Below are 17,163 nucleotides of genomic sequence, written 5' to 3'. Positions count from 1 at the left end.
TTATAAGATATGAAAAATGAAAAAATGCCTTCAGCGGATCGGATTTATCAGGAGACAGGTCTATGGAAATTAAGCCTGCAAAAAAGAGGAGAAAAGTTATTTATGCGCTGATCTTACCGCTGGTGGTGGTAAGCGGACTGGTCTTCGCTAATCGCGAAATAAAAAATGAAAACGCTAAAAAGGCAATCCAAAATCCACCTGCTGCGGCTGAGATGAAAGCAGGAGCAACAAAATGGGAAGACACTCCCGGGGGCATACAATACAAAAAATGGGAAGCGTCTCCCGCAGGTAAAAAAGTATTTGCAGGTGTTGCTAAAATAAGGAAACACATTAAGGCCTTTACCAATATGGAGGCTGTTATAACCAGCCTTTCTCTTCCGCCAGGCTCAAGGTTAGGTTTTGGTGTAATGGCCAGGATTAACGGTGCTGATTTTATTGTAAAATTTGAGCCTGAAAAGGCCCAGCTCGAGCAATTGCATAGCCTGAAAGTGAACGACAAAATAATGATAAGAAGCCGCAATGTATCGCACGCACCCAAGTATTCCTACCCGATAGTATCGGGCGATTATGTAGAACGGGATGGTAAAATAATTTATAAACGCGTTCCCCGTAAAGGCGGTTGCTGAGTAAAAAAACTACGAAATACGCACCTGTACAGGCTTGGTTCCTGGTGTTTGGTTTCACCTCTTCCTGCAGACAAAACCAGCAAACGCACCAAAAGATGCTGTAAAACCCGAACGGAGTAATTGATTGCTTCCCATTACAAGCTTTAAGGTGCAGCCGATCTGCAATAACGGGAATGGCCGGTTTTAAAATCATTTGTCAAATTACCAATCAATACAAATTCTAGTATGAGCAATAAAAGATTCATCACTTACCTCGTTTTAATTATGACTCCCTGGATACTGAGTTGCCGGGGACCTGTAAAAGAAGAAAATAAAGATAACGTATTGGCAAGCCCCGCATCCCAGGCATCTCCCGGACAACAATATAATATAGATACAAGCGAAAGTGTAGTAACATGGAAGGGCGGAATGCTGATGGGAACAAACAGTCACACGGGGTACGTCTATATCTCAAAAGGAGCGTTGATGATTCAAAATGGTCAACTTACGGGCGGTACCGCCGAAATCGATATGAATACAATTGAAGACGAAAACCACGGACGTGATAACGGATTGATTAAGCACTTAAAAGATCCTGATTTTTTTGATGTTAAATGGTTCCCGGTTTCCAGAATCGAAATTACGAAGGCTGAGCCCGGAAACGGAGAGGATACAAAAGTTACCGGCAACCTGACTATTAAAGGGATTACCCAGGTAGTTACTTTTCCAGCCAGGGTGGAAGTTAAGGACGGAATTGCCAAAGCCAACAGCAAGCTGGTTATTGACAGAACCCAATGGGGTGTTAGGTACAAATCAGGAAAGTTCTTTGATCTTTTAGCTGATCAAACCATGGCAGATTCGATAGAATTCCATATTAACATCGTAGCAAAAAATAAATAGCAAGTATACTTTACGGCAGGACAGAATAGGGAAAGAGAGAATGTGAAGACTGGCGGGAAAACTGAAAGTTCAGCAGCTTAATTGTCGCAAAAATATAATAGTAGAAAGGTGGAGCAGATCTATAAACGCCCGCGTTTAATTATTCCGCCTGTCCAGTCCCCAGATCAGTTTGGTTTGAATGGTATGAAGGAAATTATTTTCACTCAATCGTAAAAGGTTGATGGAAAATTTTTCCTTGCGTACTGCCAGGGACACGTTTTTAGAAATAATTTCTTTACGGGAATCAAGAGCGCAGATGATCTCATCAGACCGGCTTTCAATTTCAAAAGAAATGATGCTGTTATCATTCACTACCAGCGATCTTACATTCAGGTGATGTGGCGCCACCGGTGTAATCGTAAAGTTCTCTGAATCGGGGAAAACAATCGGGCCGCCACAACTTAAAGAGTAGCCGGTTGATCCTGTAGGTGTGGAAACAATCAGCCCATCGGCCCAGTAAGTATTTAAAAGCTCGCCGTTAATGAAAGTATGGATTTTCAGCATCGACGCGGTATCCCTTTTATGGATCGCAAATTCGTTGAGACCAAAAGGCATATCGCCAAATAAAGGCATATCTGCATCTACATGAACCAGCGATCGTTTCTCGCTGATATAGGTTCTTAAGGCCAATGCTTTGATTGCAAGTGTAAGATTCTCCCGGCCAATGCTTGATAAAAATCCCAGCCGGCCGAAGTTGATTCCCATAATGGAAATGGGTTTGTCTTTGATCAGCGTGATGGTATCCAATAAAGTTCCGTCACCTCCCAGGCCAATGATGAATTCAACCTCTTTATCTAATTCCTCTGCAGTGTTAAATACGGGTGTATGATCAGAGAGATTTAAATGAGGTCTCAGGCTATTAAAAAGCGGGCCATAAACCACGTATTTGAGTCGGTAATTTTTTAGCTCCTCAAAAAATGTCTTTACATCTGCATACGATTCTGCATCAATTCCACGGCTGTATACGGCTACCTTCATGTTGCTTAGTATAATGTCTTCTTGTGTAAATATAGACCGTTTTCTCCTAACTGGTTAAACGAGAACTCCAGCTTCAGCGTAAAATCGTAGTCTGTAAAGATGTCCAATCCAAAACCTCCGCCGTAAAGCATGCGGTTGGGCAGGCTATTGCCCCAGGGCTGTGGATTATGTACATACCCGGTATTGCCATATACTTTACCATAAATCTTCAGAGGGATTAATGTAGATGTATATTTTTTTAGTATGGGTAAATTAATACTGAAATTAGCTAATTGCTTGGAGAGGGTTGCGTTTAAAATACCGCCCGCTACACCATCAATTACATAATTTTCATAACCCCGCATCGTCAAATCTCCATACCCCAGCAACTGCGAATTTATATAAGGCTGCTTAAAAGGTAGTTTTACTGTACCCAGTGCGGAAACGCTGTAAAACATTTTATCATTAATGTGCCAGCTTCCCTGTCCCTTAGCGCTCAACTGCCAAACATTCATTTTGCTGTTAAAGCCCTGTTTAGAGATCATCACCTCACCCGCATAGCCCTGTGTAGGATAGGGTATGTAATCCAGGTTTTGGTAAACCATTCTATAGAAAACCCGTGGATATTTGACACTGGACGCTCCATGATTCATGAAGTTGGGATTCTTGATCACTACCGAATCAGATACACGTAGCGTATTATACCCCAAGCCAAAATAATGGCGTGTAAAGAAGGCCGGCCGGTAAGAAAACTCCATAGTTCCTTCGAAGAAGTTTTTGGGGTAATCATCCCGTTGGTTATGAAATTCCTGCCGGTTATTGAGCGTGATGTGGTTAATTTCATGCGTTTTACCCAGCGCTAAACTCATGTTGAGCCCCCATTTCATACTTTTATCAATATAGGGTCGATTATAGCTTAATAGAAGCTGCTTGGTGTAGCCGGTAACAAAATAAAATCTCAATTTATCGTTATTACCACTGGCATTATCATACATCAGCTTTACACCATAATCAACTCGCGACACACTGGCCCCTCTTTTAAACAGCCATTCATTCAGGTTCCGGTCCACTGGTTTCAGATGAGGCAAGGGTAATAAATACCACCGCTCTTTTACTGTTATTTTAACATCCAGGTAAGGCCCGTCTACTTTAACAACCCCAATATTAAAATCTTTGATAAGGAAGAGAGAAAGATTGAGCAGCTGTGTTTTTCCGCGTGTAAACAGGTCTGGAATATCCTTAATTTTTACCACGTCTTCCTCCTTAAACGGCAGCTCCCTTAACATAATTGCCCGGCGGGTTATTTTATTGCCTTCAATATAAATATGCCTTATTATATAGGAACTTTCTTCAGGCGGAATGGGGATTGAATCGGGCCAGTAATTGCTGGGGGAAACTGGTGACGGAGACTTTTTGGTTGAATCGGCAATTAAAGTGGTACTATCTGTTTGCGCAGTAGCTGCCAGGCTGTTGCCCAGTAGAATAAGTAGCCACAATGCATATTTTTTTAACCAAGGCATGCTTGCATCACAAAAGGTTCGGATTGTATTTCGGTGGCGTACTAAACATTAAGGTAGCTCATCAGGTTTTCATAGTTGCTTTTAAGCTCATTGGTGTATAACTCTTCACCAAAATAATGCTTAACATGATACTCATACCGTTGAAAAGTGGCAACAATATCTGAAATTTCCAGCTTGTTTATTTTCAGGGTAATGAGCATTTTACCTGTTTCGGGATCTCTCGATGTATTCAGCTGCGTAATCTGAGCGTCGTTGCTTTCAACAAGTCTGCAAATTTCGGAGAATGAATATTGCTGAGGGTCTACCTCAAGCACCACTAATGCGCCGGGCTCATTAATTTGCAAAAACTCTGCTATATCCTGTAGCAAATGACTGGTTTCTATAGTACCGGTCAATTTACCCGCATTATCTACAACCGGTAAAATGCTTAAATGGGATGCTACAGCCAGGGCAACCGCTTTCAGCAAGTGGTCGCCGGCATTAACAGACACCTTCAACAGGTAATGTTGCAGGTCTTTTATCGCCAGGCTTTCGTCGGCATTAAGTAAAGCTTCTTCCTTAATAATACCAATAAAATCTGCACCTTCGGTAACAGCCAGCTCCTGCACCTGGTATTGGTACATGAGCCTAAGCACATAATAAACCTTGTCAGACAACTTGATCTGAGGAAGGTTTTCAAAGGGTAAATTGGTAACTAACATTTTGCCTCATTTATACTAAGACTCCCATTTTCAGGCTTCTGTTGCAATGGAGGAATGTTTTTTTAAGAAATTAAATAAAATTTCGTTGAACTCTTCAGGAACTTCCATCATAGGAGCATGGCCACATTTGTCAATAAAATACAATTCACTATTGGGCAGCAGTTTATGAAATTCTTCTGCTACAAATGGTGGCGTAATATTATCATTCTTACCCCAGATCAGTAATGCGGGAATCTTAATTTGTTGTAATTCTTTTTCCAGGTTATTACGGATGGCACTTTTGGCCAGGGCAATGATCTTAATAACTTTCAAACGGTTGTTGGTAATTGAAAATACTTCTTCTACCAACTCTTCAGTTGCCATTGCGGGATCGTAAAATGTATATTCTGTTTTTTTCCTGATATACTCTCTGTCACCCCGTTTTGGATAACTATCGCCCATTGCGCTCTCAAAAAGGCCCGAGCTGCCCGTTAAAGTAACAGTTTTTACACGGTCACTTTCGTTCTTCAGCAAATATACCAATCCTACATGCCCGCCCAGGGAGTTGCCCAGCAGGTGAATATTCTTATAATCTCTTGTTTCGATAAAACGATGTACATATTTAGCCAGGCCACTTACACTGGTATGTAAAATATCCATATCCAGCAATGGCAGCATAGGAACAATCACTTTATTGTATTGTTTAAAGTGATCAATCAGCGGTTTGAAGTTGCTCAGTGCCCCAAATAGTCCATGCAACAACACGAGCGGTTCTCCTTCACCCTCTTCTATGTAGCTAAATTTATCGTGTTGCTTTATCTCGTATTGCATTATTAATTCTTATGTTATCGCCGCTAATATATTGATTTTACCAAATCGATATCATTATTAGCAGTTATATTTTAATATTATTAGGAAAACCGGTAAATAAATCCTGCTTCAATGCAGCCCGGGATATAAAATCATCCTGTTTTTAACTGGATATTGCCAGCTAATAAAAATAGATCATTCAGAAGAGATTTACAAATCACTTTCCAAACATCCGCTCAATCTGCTCCTGCTTAAACTCCAGGTAGGTTGGATTACCGTCCGGAGCGATATTAAAAGGAGTGCACTCAAACAAATCAGTCAACAATTGTCTCATTTCTCTTTCGGTCAACCGCGTACCGGTTTTGATGGCTCTTTGCCTGGCCAGGGAGCGAACCAGTTTTTCGCGGTTAGAGATCTTAATTTCTGTATTAAAGTGCTTGTATTGTTCAATAGTAAAATCTACAATCTGTTTTTCATTACCTGTTTCCAGGTCGGCCGGCGTACCCTGTATTACAAATGTATTAGTACCGAAAGGTTCGATAAGAAAGCCCAATACTTTAAAATAGGGCAGTAGCTCATTTAATATAACGGCGTCGGAGGGCGACATTTCCAGGGTGGGCGGAAACATACTGCTTTGAGTAGCAATGGGGTTTCCTTCTATTGCTCCCGACATTTGCTGGTAGAGTACCCTTTCGTGAGCAGCCTGCTGGTTGATCAGCAAAAAGCTGGTTTCGGTAGGATATAGTATGTAAGTATTCAGTACCTGTGCCAGATCAGTATGTTCGTCCACGGTAAAGCCCGATTTGCTTTTGGGAGCCGAAAATATCTGCGGCGTAGTTTTTTCGTATTCAAATAAAGCTTCTTCTTTTTTAACCGGTTCGTAAAACTCTTTCCAGTGTTTTAGTTCGGAAGAAGAAGGCCGTTCAATAAAATGGGCCTGGTGTTGCTGCGTAAAACCTTTATAAATAGGAGAAGCTGCCGCCGTTTCCTGTTGGTCGGAAGTAAAAGGTTTGGATATGGAGGGCAGGTTTTGTATGGATGCGTCCAGGTTAAAATCAAGTGTAGGGGTAATACTAAACTGTGCCAGGGCATGTTTTACTGCTGCCTGAACAAAGGCATACACGATCTTTTCGTCTTCAAATTTAATTTCCTGCTTGGTGGGGTGCACATTTACATCCACCTGCTCCGGGTCTATTTCGATAAACAGCACGTACATGGGGAAACTATCCGAGGGAATCATTTCCTGGTAGGCATTCATCACGGCATGGTTCAGGTAGGCGCTTTTGATGAAACGGTTGTTTACAAAAAAGTACTGGTCGCCGCGCGTTTTTTTGGCAGTTTCCGGTTTGCCGGTAAAGCCATAAATATTAAGATAGTCTGTGTCATCCTTTACGGTTACCATTTTAGCGTTGTAATGATTGCCTAAAAGTTGTACTACCCTTTGTTTCAATGTGCCCTTCTCCAGATGAAACAACTGTTGACCGTTAGAGGTAAGCGTAAATAAAATATTAGGGAAGGACATGGCTACCCGCGTAAATTCATCTACTATATGGCGCATTTCGGCGGCATTACTTTTTAAAAAGTTGCGCCGGGCCGGAATATTAAAAAACAGGTTTTTCATGGCAATGCTGGTGCCATTGGGTACTGCAACAGGTTCCTGTCGTAGTACTGTGCTGTTTTCAATTTCCAGCAAAGTGCCTGCATCATCTTCTGCCCGTTTCGATTTTAGCTCAACCTGGGCCACCGCAGCAATAGATGCCAGGGCTTCACCCCTGAATCCCATGGTTTTTATATGAAACAGGTCTTCAATACTTTTTATTTTGGAAGTTGCATGGCGTTCAAAACACATACGTGCGTCTGTTTCACTCATACCGCTGCCATTATCAACCACCTGCAAAAGCGTTTTGCCTGCGTCAACAATAATCAGCTTGATTTCGGTAGCACCCGCATCCACGGCGTTTTCTAACAGCTCTTTCACTGCGCTGGCCGGGCGCTGAATCACCTCTCCAGCAGCAATCTGGTTAGCAATATTGTCGGGTAATAAAACTATTTTATCAGGCACGCTTCACAAAAATTTTAAGCGTGTAAAGGTACAATAATCGATGGTTAACGGGCTCCTAAATCTGTAGCCGTTACGCACCGGGTGTTGAGCTGCCAGGATCATCGCTATAAAATCGGGAGCGTTAACTACCGATATTCTGAATAATCAGTTCAGCGTCATAATGGTCGCCGGAATCATTAAACGAAAGCCGGTAGTTATTGCCGTATTCATTTTGTAAGCGTGAAATGGTATTCTCAAGGCCTATTCCATGTCCCCTTTCCTTAGGATCCGACGTTTTTTTGTTTTTTACGGAGAATTTTAAACATTGTTCTGAATGGTTTAGATCCAAATTTATTTTTACCGGGTGCTCCGGCTCATGCAATTCTCCATGTTTAAATGCATTTTCAACTAAAGTGATCAAAACCAGGGGCACCACTTTTATACGCCCCACTTCTTGTTCGGGGGGAGCAATATATTCAATCGACAATTTATTTTCGAACCGCATCTGGTTGAGTTCAATATAAGCCTCTATAAACCTGATTTCATCTTTCAGCAAAACCATTTTATCGCTGGTTTCTGTTAGGGCAAAACGCATGATATCTGAAAGCTTTAATATACCGGCCGCCAATTCTTTACTTTTACCTAAAGCAGCGCTGGCATAAAAAAAGTTAAGTGTATTGAGTAAAAAATGAGGATTGATCTGTGCTCTTAAAAAGGCTGTTTCAGCAGCATGTCTTCTGTTTTCGGCCAATTTAGCCTCTTCACGTTTCTGAACGAGGTCTTCAAAAAAGTAAAACATCAGGCCAAACAGGAAAAAATATAAGTAATTGGCAATAAAGGAAGCCACAAGCATTTTGCCCGTAACTGCCGTTTGTGGCATTTCCGGGGTATCATAGGCTATTTGCATAAAATAACACCAATGGGTCCCATAGCTTATGGCCATTCCCAGCAGCAATAACAAAATACGGAACCAATAACTTACGTTTCCTCCTTTTTTAGACAGCTTCAGTGCTGCATAAACGCTGTAAAACGGACAGATATTAACAAATAGGGTTCTAATTAAAAATAAACCAGGAGTGAAGTACTCTTTAACGCTGAAATTCAATATCGCCGAAAGCGCCAGCCAAAATACCCAGAAGGCAATATGTACTTTTCTAAAATCTTTTGCGCTTTCTACTTTTAATATAGATCTCATTACAGGCCTTGATTAGGCTGCAAAGTAGCGATATTTAAAAAACAAAAAAGAGTTTAAATATCATTACCCGCGGAAATAAGATAATCTCGCATGTATTTTCGAAATAAGCATATTTAATGCTATTCCGTTAATTTCTCTTGATATTTATTATTTTTTTGGCCAGGAGGAACTCCCATAAAATTTTTCATTCATTGTTTGTGTAATTTATGAATAAAAAAATTTCGTGTACGTTTGTAAGAACCGTATTATTTCTGAAAATAACTCATCAATGAAAAATCGAAGGTTAATCGTTGCCGCTATATCTGTATTATCGTCTTTGTTAGCGAAAGCTCAATCTACTCCTGCTCAACAGTGGGTGGATCAAACCTATAAAACACTGAGTGACGATGAAAAGATCGCGCAGCTGGTTATCATACGTGCTTATTCTAATAAAGGAGTAGAAGCCAACGTGGTAAATGATATTAAAAGGTTTAATGTGGGATCTATTTGTTTTTTCCAGGGTGGACCGGTAAGACAGGCACAACTAACCAATTATTACCAGGGAATTGCCAAAACCCCCATTTTAATTACGATTGATGGCGAATATGGATTAGGTATGCGACTGGATAGCGTCACAAAATATCCGTATGCCATTACATTAGGTGCGGTTACAGACGCCTCGCTGGTTTACCAAACCGGTAAAGCTATTGGAACTCAGCACAAGCGCCTGGGTGTGCACGTAGATTATGCACCTGTAGTTGATATCAATAATAATCCCAATAACCCTGTGATTGGTTTCCGGTCTTTTGGCGAAGACAAATACCGTGTTGCACGAAGTGGTATTGCCTTTATGAAGGGTATGCAGGATGCCGGCATTATGGCCACTGCTAAACATTTTCCCGGGCATGGTGATGTGGATGTAGACTCTCACCTCGATCTGCCGGTAATTAATAAAACACGTGCACAATTGGAAGACCTGGAACTATATCCTTTCCGGGAGCTGATCAAAGCCGGTGTGCAGAGCGTTATGGTGGGCCACCTGTCTGTTCCTTCAATAGACAACGGTAAAAACAGGGCCACTTCCATTTCAAAAAATGCCGTGAATGGTTTATTAAGAAAGGAGCTCGGTTTTAACGGCCTTACTTTTACCGATGCATTAGAGATGAAAGGCGTGGCTAAATATTATCCTGGCGGTACCATTGCCGCCGAGGCATTGATAGCAGGCAATGACATGCTTTGTTTACCCGAAAGTGTTGAGGGAACCATTAAGGCCGTAAAAGATGCTATTAAGCAAAAAAGGCTGACCTGGCAGGACCTGGAGCAAAAAGTAAAAAAAGTGTTGCTGGCCAAATATAACCTTGGGGTAAGCAAACAACCGGTAGCACTGGACAATTTACTCAACGACCTGAATTCAGAAACGGATGCCATCAGGAAGAAGGTAGCGGAAAAAGCAATAACCCTGTTAAGCCTGGCCAATCCTAATACTTTCAGAAATGAGTTCTTTAGCTGGCCTTTAAAAAAGAGCCGTAAAGTAGCCTATGTTGCTTTTGGTAATGGAACCAAAGAAACACTGGGAGATCGCCTGAAAGCAGATTTTAATGCAGATGTGTTTTATATCAATTATGCGGATGCTGTTGGTAAAGGTGGAACTGTGGTGAAAAAAATAGTAGATGGCAAATACGATGATGTGGTGATCGGTTTTCATGATATCGCTACCCGTAAAGGCAGCACGAACTATGGGATATCGCAAAGCGCCATACAAAACTGGTATGCATTAAATAAAACCAACGCCATTACGCTGGTGTTTGGAAATCCGTTGGCGGCAGCAAGCTTTTGTACAGCTAAATCGTTAGCGGTGTGTTATGAAGATGATGTTGTTTTTCAGAATACTGCGGCTGACTGGCTGCGTGGTGATTTTGTAGCGGCTGGTACTTTACCGGTAGGTGTTTGTACTTTTAAACAAGGCGATGGCAAACTGGTATCACCCGGCGATCTTACTTATCTGGAGCCCATCGGTGACGAGCGCTTTACTGCCGTAGATTCCATTGCTATTGATGGTATTAAAAAAAAAGCCTACCCGGGTTGTGTTATACTGGCCGCTAAAGACGGAAAAATTGTTTACCACAAAGCCTTTGGCAGCTTCGACTACGACAGCCTGGACGCTACGCGCTTAAACAGTATTTTCGACCTGGCGTCTGTTACTAAAACTTCGGCGGTTACGGTTTCCATCATGAAGATGGCAGAACAAGGCAAGATCGATCTAAAAAAAAAATTAAGCGACTATCTGCCATTTACTAAAAAAACTAATAAGGCCGACCTTACACTAGAAAACATATTACTACACCAGGCCGGGATGGTGCCGTTTATTGGCTTTTATAAAGAAACCATTGATGCCGATGGGAATCCCCGTCCCGAATTATACAGGTCATTACCGGAGGAAGGGTATACTACCCAGGTTGCCCGGAATCTTTACCTGAGAAACGACTGGAAGGATACTATCTGGAAAAGAATACTCGAAAGCCCGGTTGTACCGCAGGGTAGAAAATATGAATACAGCGATAATGATTTCTGGTTTTTAGGTAAGATCGTGGAAACCGTATCCGGCAAGCCCCTGGAGCAATATGTGCAGGATAGTTTTTATATCCCTCTGTATATGAAAACGACCGGCTACCGGCCTTTGGAGCGGTTCCCATTATACGAGATTGTTCCGTCTGAAAAAGAAACCGGTTTTCGAAACCAGCTGATACAGGGTACTGTACATGATGAGGGCGCCGCTTTGGGTGGTGGCGTAGCGGGCCATGCAGGCTTGTTTTCTACCGCATACGACCTGGGAAAATTGTATCAGATGCTGTTGAGCGGAGGTGAGTTAAACGGACATCGTTATTTTAAATGGGAAACGGTACAGGAGTTTACAGCGTACAAAAGTTCGATCAGTCGCCGGGCTTACGGTTTTGATAAACCAGAGAAAAACACGGGAGGTATACAAACCTACCCCAGCGCTTTGGCATCACCTCAAACCTTTGGACATACCGGTTTTACCGGTACCTGCGTATGGGTAGATCCTAAATATAATATCGTTTATGTGTTCCTGTCTAACCGCGTTACGCCTACACGAAACAACCCACGCCTGGGCTCTTACAATGTTCGGGGAAGTATACAGGATGCTATTTACAAAGGGTTGGGAGTAGCCAATTAAGCGTTAGCGTATATTCGCCCCATGAAGTGGTGTTTGTTTTTAATAGCATTGACAATATTGCTGTCCTGCAAACAAAGCAGCCGCGAGGTAGAGCCGGCTGTTTACTACTGGAAAAGCCAGTTCCATTTGGGAGAATTTGAAAAGAATACTTTGGATAGTCTTGCCGTACAAACATTGTACATTAAATTTTTTGATATTGCCTGGAACGGGGCCACCAGTCAGGCGCTTCCGGTGGCTAAATTATATGCCAGGGATACGGCTTATCTGCGCACCAAAAAAATCGTTCCCACCGTTTTTATAACTAATGAGGTGTTCTATAAACTGGATAGCTCCGGTGTAAAAACATTGGCAACAAACACCGGTGCATTAATACAAAAGTATGTGGCGTTGTACCGGTTAAATAATGTGCCTGAAGTGCAAATGGATTGTGACTGGACGGCTTCAACCCGTCAAAAATATTTCTATTTTTTAAAGGAAATCAAGGCTCAGTTAACGGCTCCTGTTTTGTCGGCCACCATACGGCTGCACCAGGTAAAATATACGAGCTCTTCCGGTGTGCCTCCGGTGGACCGGGGCTTGCTGATGTGCTATAATATGGGTAACCTGCAAAAGGAGCAAACAGCTAATTCTATTATTGACCCCGAAGAGTTTGGCAAATATGAATCGTCTATACAAAGCTATCCGCTGTCGTTAGACATAGGTTTACCGCTTTTCGATTGGTTTGTATTGTTTCGCGATCATCATTATGCAGGACTGTTATCTGCTATACCCGCAGAGATGCTCCGAACTTTTCAAAAAGAAGGAGCGCAGGTATATAAAGTGCTTCGGGACACCTTGGTTAATGATCGATCTTTAAAGGCGGGGGACATTTTACGATATGAAAATAGCCCTGTCGAATCTCTCAATAAAATAGTAATTCAGCTAAACAAAAAGCTCGCAACAAAAAATCTACGCGTAGCTTTGTATCATTGCGATTCAACAATTTTAAGTAAATACGATTTACATGACCTGGAAAACTTTTACAGCGGTTTGCGGCGTTATTAGCGCAGGGCTCGTATCCTTCCCTCAAAATATTATCGGCTGTGGTGGAGGCATTGATCCTTACGATTATTATCTCAGCTTTTTTAATCAATATGCAGCATCTCAAATACAGTATAAGCCCTTCTTTTATACCAATGAGCAGTTTTTGTTTGATTACGAAGAACCGGTAGGCGCTGCAGAAGTACTGGTAAAAGAATGGGTAGACTTTACCGGCAAAGCAGTTTCGGAGAAAGATGCTGATGCCTTTGTAATGAAATTTCCTGCAAAGGATATTAACACATTGTACTATCATATTGAGAAAAAGACGCCGGCTACGCTACCTGATTCCATTAGCCGCAATGGCATGTCTCAGTATTTCCTGAAAAATAAAAACCTGGAGGCGTTAGGCTATATCCTCTACGCAAAAAAAGTGGAACCATATGCAACAGAGATCAGCCAATGGGAGCCGGAAAAGCGTGATAGCATTGTAATGGACCGGCTGCTGAAGAATGGTTTGCAGTTGTATGCGGCAGCAAAGACAGATTTGTTTAAATTGAAATATGCTTACCAGGTAGTTAGGCTGGCGCATTATAACAACCGCAGTAGCGACGCTATTAAGTATTATGATGAAATGGTAAGTGCCAATACTACGCCCAGTGTATTGCAGCCCATGAGCCTGGCCCTTAAGGCAGGTGCCTTGTTCCGTACAGGAAAGAACCGGGAGGCGGCTTATCTTTTTTCTAAAGCGTTTCATCAAAGCCCGGCCAAAAAGATCTCTAATTATTATGGGTTCGACTGGTCGGTAGCTAAAACGGATAACCCCAAAAGCTATTTGGCTCTTTGTAAGAACAATGATGAAAAAGCGGATATGCTTTCGCTATTTGCATTAAAGAACCCGGATAATGGTCTTGCTTTTTTGAAGCAGATCTACCAGTTAAAACCGTCTTCTGATTTAATACCTACATTAGTGGTAAGAGAAATCAACAAGTATGAAGAACGTTATTTAACGCCGCTTATTGGTAAAGAGTACAATAGTGGTTTACTTGGCATCAGCTATTACTACCAGTATAGTGGTAAAGAAACCGATAGCCTTTTAAGAAAGGAAAAGCCCGAGCTCAATGCTTTTATTGAGTTTGTAAGCAATTTGAGTAAGGACTCCAAAGTAAAAGATCCTGCATTGATGCAGTTGTCAGCAGCTTACGGCGCTTATATATTGAGGGATTATAATAAGGCTAACAGCTTTCTCACTCCTCTAAGGACAGCAAAGCTGAATGATCGTTTGCAGGATCAAATGATGCTGACCAACCTGCTGGTACAGATAAGTGCCCAGGAGAAGATTGACGCCGCTTTTGAAGAAAAGATTTTACCCTCCTTAAAATGGCTATACAGCAAGGCGGTTAAAAACGAAAAGGAAAAAGGCGAAGAAAATGTTTATTACTATGGCAATGGTGAGCAGAGCCAATGGTATAAGTTTTACAGGAACATTTTAGTAGACATTTTATCTAAACGATATAAGGCCCAGGGCAACTTAGATAAGGCCGTGCTGGCTATCGGATCTCCGGAGTCTTTAATGCCTGAATACTATGACCAGTCGACCGAGTTTTTAAGAGGCCAGCTTAACGGCCGGCAAGCCGAAGGATTGTACCATTTCTTAGCGGCGAAAAAATTCACTCCTTTTGAGCAGTTTTTAGTAACCAATAACCGGCTTAAAATAAAAACAGTGGCCGATTTTGCAGGTACTGCTTACTTACGCGATTGTAATTATGACAAGGCGATAGAATGGCTACAAAAAGTGCCGGGCCAGAACAAAACTATTGAGAAAGATCCTTTCAAAGAATTGCTGTATGACCAGGAAGAACGGTTGCCCGGCGATAAGGTAACCACCAATAAACTGGCTTATGCCAAAGAAATGAAGCGTTTGCAGGGGCTTGTAAAAGCTGATACGAAGAATGCCGCTCAGCACCTGTATAAACTGGCTTTAGGTTATTATAATGTTACCTATTACGGCTATGCCTGGAACCTGGTAGAATACTGGCGTAGCGGGGCAGATGGTTATTTTGTACCCAAAGGAGCTACGGCTTTTCAAAAAGATTACTATACTGCTTCCACGGCGGAAGCTTATTTCAAAAAGGCCATGGAGGCCAGCAGCAATGCAGAATTTAAGGCTAAATGCCTGTTTATGATGGCTAAATGCAGCCAGAAACAGCTGCCACAGCCGCAATATGTAGATTTTGGCAATTATGATGAGTATAGTCGTAAAACAGACGAATACCTGCTCAAATTTGCTGATAATAAGTACTACACACAATTAAAGGCCCAGTACGGCAATACACTGTTTTATGAAGATGCGTTAACCCGGTGTTCTTACCTGGCTGATTTCGCCAGGAAATAAGCGAGCGGAGAAATTCAGGAATTTCTGGCAATAGTTTTGTTTTTTTTCTATACTTTTGCTCTCCCTTAAAAGAATAGTTCTTTTTTCGAAATATTTTGTCGTTTTACGACGCTGGTCCTATAGCTCAGTCGGTTAGAGCATCTGACTCATAATCAGAGGGTCCTTGGTTCGAGCCCGAGTGGGACCACATTTTAGAACTCCTGTATTTGCAGGAGTTTTTTTATGCCAAAAATTCTTCGCTACTTTGATAATCTGAAATTTTGCAGGAGATGATAGGAAGAGTTACAAAAAATGCTCGTAATCAGCCTGCCTATATAGCTATCGGCATTGGTTCGAGCCGAGGGGAAAACAATCACCGTCAGGAGTAGCGCAGCCTGTAATCTTTGGGAGACATTTCATACTTCTTTTTAAAAATTCTGGAGAAATAAAAAAGTGTTTCGAATCCGGTTTGATAGGCTATTTCAGTTATGGATAGGTTAGAAGCCTCTAGAAGTTCTGCGGCTTTTGTCAACCTAATCTCTAAGTGATATTGATTGGGAGAAACCCCGGTTATATATTTAAAGTCTTTTCTAAACTTGGAGTAGCTTACCGCAAGCTTTTTTGAAATAAGGGTCATGCTGGTTTTTTCCCCTATTTTTTCCTGCAGCAAAAATTTAGCTTTTGATATATATTGAAAATCGTCTTCTTTGTTTTCTTCTTTATAAACAGAGGCATTATATGCAATTGCCAGTATCTGCAATGTTAATCCGGAAATCAATTGATGATACCCTGGGCTTGCACTTTTTATAGTTTTAATAAGCGCATGAAAAATAAGTAAAAGCTCCTGGCTTAGCCCTACGTGGATTACCGGGCTCTTTTTATTAAAAAAATCAGACTTCATTAATTTACGTGGATAAAACCCATTAAACCCAACCCAATATTCTTCCCAGCCAGTATTTTCAAAAGGCTTATACCTATGCCAAACGCCTGTATGCAGCACAAAACAATCTCCTTCGTTAATTTCTATCGCTCCCAAATGAGCAGTTTCTAATACCCCGCTTCCTTTTATAATGAAAACGAGGTAATAATCCTTTAGTACTCTTCCCCTGTTCCATGTGAAAGTGTGTGAAAGAGGGTGATCCTGGTTGATCGGATATGATTGATGCTCTTTTACTGTTGAGCAACCCACTGTAGTAACATATAATCCCCACTTATCCTCTGTAGCAGTTTTGGCGAGATACTTATGAAAATTTTGCATATTTTATACAGGTATCAAAAAATATAAAAAGATATTTTTTATTCATTGTAATATACAACAACTTATTCACTGCCCATAATGCCCGCGCTACCGGATGTATTCATCGCAATTTTAATATCTCAATGTGGGTTGTTGCGGGCCCTTTTGAAAAACACCTGTATATCTGCCACGCTGATAGTAGTTTACAAGTCACTAAAATTAGAATTATTGCGCGATAACACAGGTTTCAAAAACTCTAACCTACATCTGATTAATCTATAAAAGAGAGCTGTAATAAGGAGTCTCCGGGTTTCATTTTTACTGTCGCTTCGAAAGAAATATCAAAAAGTGCAAATTATTTGCGAAAATGTATAACCATATCCTTGTTATGGTGAGGTATATTTGGTATTGAAGTATTACTTAGAATAAGTAAAAACGATTTGCCTTTTTATTTGTAATTTTTTATTAAACGATTGTGAATTCTATGCTTAAAATAGATGCCGGTACTGCTTTGTGCCCCATTCTTCCTGTTTTATTACACATATTGAGTCCGGATTAGGAGACTATTACGTGTATATGCCTAAGTACAGGAATAAAACAATTTTGAACCAAA

Annotated in this window: 12 protein-coding genes and 1 tRNA gene; 6 read left to right on the top strand and 7 right to left on the bottom strand. The window is 41.3% G+C overall.

Annotated elements, in window-relative coordinates:
* Positions 1 to 62: 62 nt before the first annotated feature.
* Positions 63 to 626, top strand: a complete 564-nt coding sequence (locus tag ACLOAU_RS05810) for a hypothetical protein (RefSeq protein ID WP_427860912.1) — start codon at positions 63 to 65, stop codon at positions 624 to 626.
* A 225-nt stretch (positions 627 to 851) separates the two neighbouring features.
* Complete coding sequence (locus ACLOAU_RS05805) at positions 852 to 1,505, top strand: YceI family protein (RefSeq protein ID WP_427860911.1); 654 nt, start codon at positions 852 to 854, stop codon at positions 1,503 to 1,505.
* 135 nt (positions 1,506 to 1,640) lie between these two features.
* Here the strand turns inward: ACLOAU_RS05805 and ACLOAU_RS05800 are convergent, their stop codons facing one another.
* The 6 genes from ACLOAU_RS05800 to ACLOAU_RS05775 form a co-directional block, all read right to left on the bottom strand.
* Positions 1,641 to 2,522, bottom strand: coding sequence for an NAD kinase (locus ACLOAU_RS05800; RefSeq protein WP_427860910.1), 882 nt, complete (start codon positions 2,520 to 2,522; stop codon positions 1,641 to 1,643).
* A gap of 5 nt (positions 2,523 to 2,527) precedes the next feature.
* Entirely contained in the window at positions 2,528 to 3,997 is a 1,470-nt protein-coding gene (locus ACLOAU_RS05795; protein WP_427860909.1) for a BamA/TamA family outer membrane protein, read from the bottom strand.
* Between the two features lie 65 nt (positions 3,998 to 4,062).
* Positions 4,063 to 4,722, bottom strand: coding sequence for a CBS domain-containing protein (locus tag ACLOAU_RS05790; protein ID WP_427860908.1), 660 nt, complete (start codon positions 4,720 to 4,722; stop codon positions 4,063 to 4,065).
* Positions 4,723 to 4,752: 30 nt separating this feature from the next.
* Positions 4,753 to 5,532 (bottom strand): alpha/beta fold hydrolase, encoded by a 780-nt coding sequence (locus ACLOAU_RS05785; protein ID WP_427860907.1) that lies wholly within the window; start codon positions 5,530 to 5,532, stop codon positions 4,753 to 4,755.
* 196 nt (positions 5,533 to 5,728) lie between these two features.
* Positions 5,729 to 7,573: a DNA mismatch repair endonuclease MutL gene (gene mutL / locus ACLOAU_RS05780; RefSeq protein WP_427860906.1), complete on the bottom strand. Its 1,845-nt coding sequence runs from the start codon at positions 7,571 to 7,573 to the stop codon at positions 5,729 to 5,731.
* Positions 7,574 to 7,694: 121 nt separating this feature from the next.
* On the bottom strand, positions 7,695 to 8,747 hold the full coding sequence (locus ACLOAU_RS05775; protein WP_427860905.1) for a sensor histidine kinase: 1,053 nt from the start codon (positions 8,745 to 8,747) through the stop codon (positions 7,695 to 7,697).
* A 268-nt stretch (positions 8,748 to 9,015) separates the two neighbouring features.
* Between ACLOAU_RS05775 and ACLOAU_RS05770 the strand changes: the two genes are divergently transcribed.
* The 4 genes from ACLOAU_RS05770 (at position 9,016) to ACLOAU_RS05755 (ending at position 15,521) form a co-directional block, all read left to right on the top strand.
* Positions 9,016 to 11,922, top strand: a complete 2,907-nt coding sequence (locus ACLOAU_RS05770) for a serine hydrolase domain-containing protein (protein WP_427860904.1) — start codon at positions 9,016 to 9,018, stop codon at positions 11,920 to 11,922.
* Positions 11,923 to 11,943: 21 nt separating this feature from the next.
* Positions 11,944 to 12,966, top strand: coding sequence for a hypothetical protein (locus ACLOAU_RS05765; RefSeq protein WP_427860903.1), 1,023 nt, complete (start codon positions 11,944 to 11,946; stop codon positions 12,964 to 12,966).
* Entirely contained in the window at positions 12,926 to 15,334 is a 2,409-nt protein-coding gene (locus ACLOAU_RS05760; protein ID WP_427860902.1) for a hypothetical protein, read from the top strand. Before ACLOAU_RS05765 ends, ACLOAU_RS05760 begins: the two co-directional genes overlap by 41 nt.
* A 113-nt stretch (positions 15,335 to 15,447) precedes the next feature.
* A tRNA-Ile gene (locus tag ACLOAU_RS05755) sits at positions 15,448 to 15,521 on the top strand.
* Between the two features lie 171 nt (positions 15,522 to 15,692).
* Here the strand turns inward: ACLOAU_RS05755 and ACLOAU_RS05750 are convergent.
* Entirely contained in the window at positions 15,693 to 16,571 is an 879-nt protein-coding gene (locus ACLOAU_RS05750; RefSeq protein ID WP_427860901.1) for a helix-turn-helix domain-containing protein, read from the bottom strand.
* Positions 16,572 to 17,163 lie beyond the last annotated feature (592 nt).

It is taken from the genome of Paraniabella aurantiaca, from assembly GCF_050309965.1.
GTDB lineage: Bacteria > Bacteroidota > Bacteroidia > Chitinophagales > Chitinophagaceae > Niabella.
Note: the sequence above shows the minus strand (reverse complement) of the source record. Positions and strands in the feature narration are given on the sequence as shown.

Bases quoted from the DNA above. Each gene is read 5' to 3' on its own strand.
- ACLOAU_RS05790 (WP_427860908.1), bottom strand. From the start codon at position 4,722: ATGTTAGTTACCAATTTACCCTTTGAAAACCTTCCTCAGATCAAGTTG.
- ACLOAU_RS05750 (WP_427860901.1), bottom strand. From the start codon at position 16,571: ATGCAAAATTTTCATAAGTATCTCGCCAAAACTGCTACAGAGGATAAG.
- ACLOAU_RS05775 (WP_427860905.1), bottom strand. From the start codon at position 8,747: ATGAGATCTATATTAAAAGTAGAAAGCGCAAAAGATTTTAGAAAAGTA.
- ACLOAU_RS05800 (WP_427860910.1), bottom strand. From the start codon at position 2,522: ATGAAGGTAGCCGTATACAGCCGTGGAATTGATGCAGAATCGTATGCA.
- ACLOAU_RS05770 (WP_427860904.1), top strand. From the start codon at position 9,016: ATGAAAAATCGAAGGTTAATCGTTGCCGCTATATCTGTATTATCGTCT.
- ACLOAU_RS05810 (WP_427860912.1), top strand. From the start codon at position 63: ATGGAAATTAAGCCTGCAAAAAAGAGGAGAAAAGTTATTTATGCGCTG.
- ACLOAU_RS05785 (WP_427860907.1), bottom strand. From the start codon at position 5,532: ATGCAATACGAGATAAAGCAACACGATAAATTTAGCTACATAGAAGAG.
- ACLOAU_RS05760 (WP_427860902.1), top strand. From the start codon at position 12,926: ATGACCTGGAAAACTTTTACAGCGGTTTGCGGCGTTATTAGCGCAGGG.
- ACLOAU_RS05805 (WP_427860911.1), top strand. From the start codon at position 852: ATGAGCAATAAAAGATTCATCACTTACCTCGTTTTAATTATGACTCCC.
- ACLOAU_RS05765 (WP_427860903.1), top strand. From the start codon at position 11,944: ATGAAGTGGTGTTTGTTTTTAATAGCATTGACAATATTGCTGTCCTGC.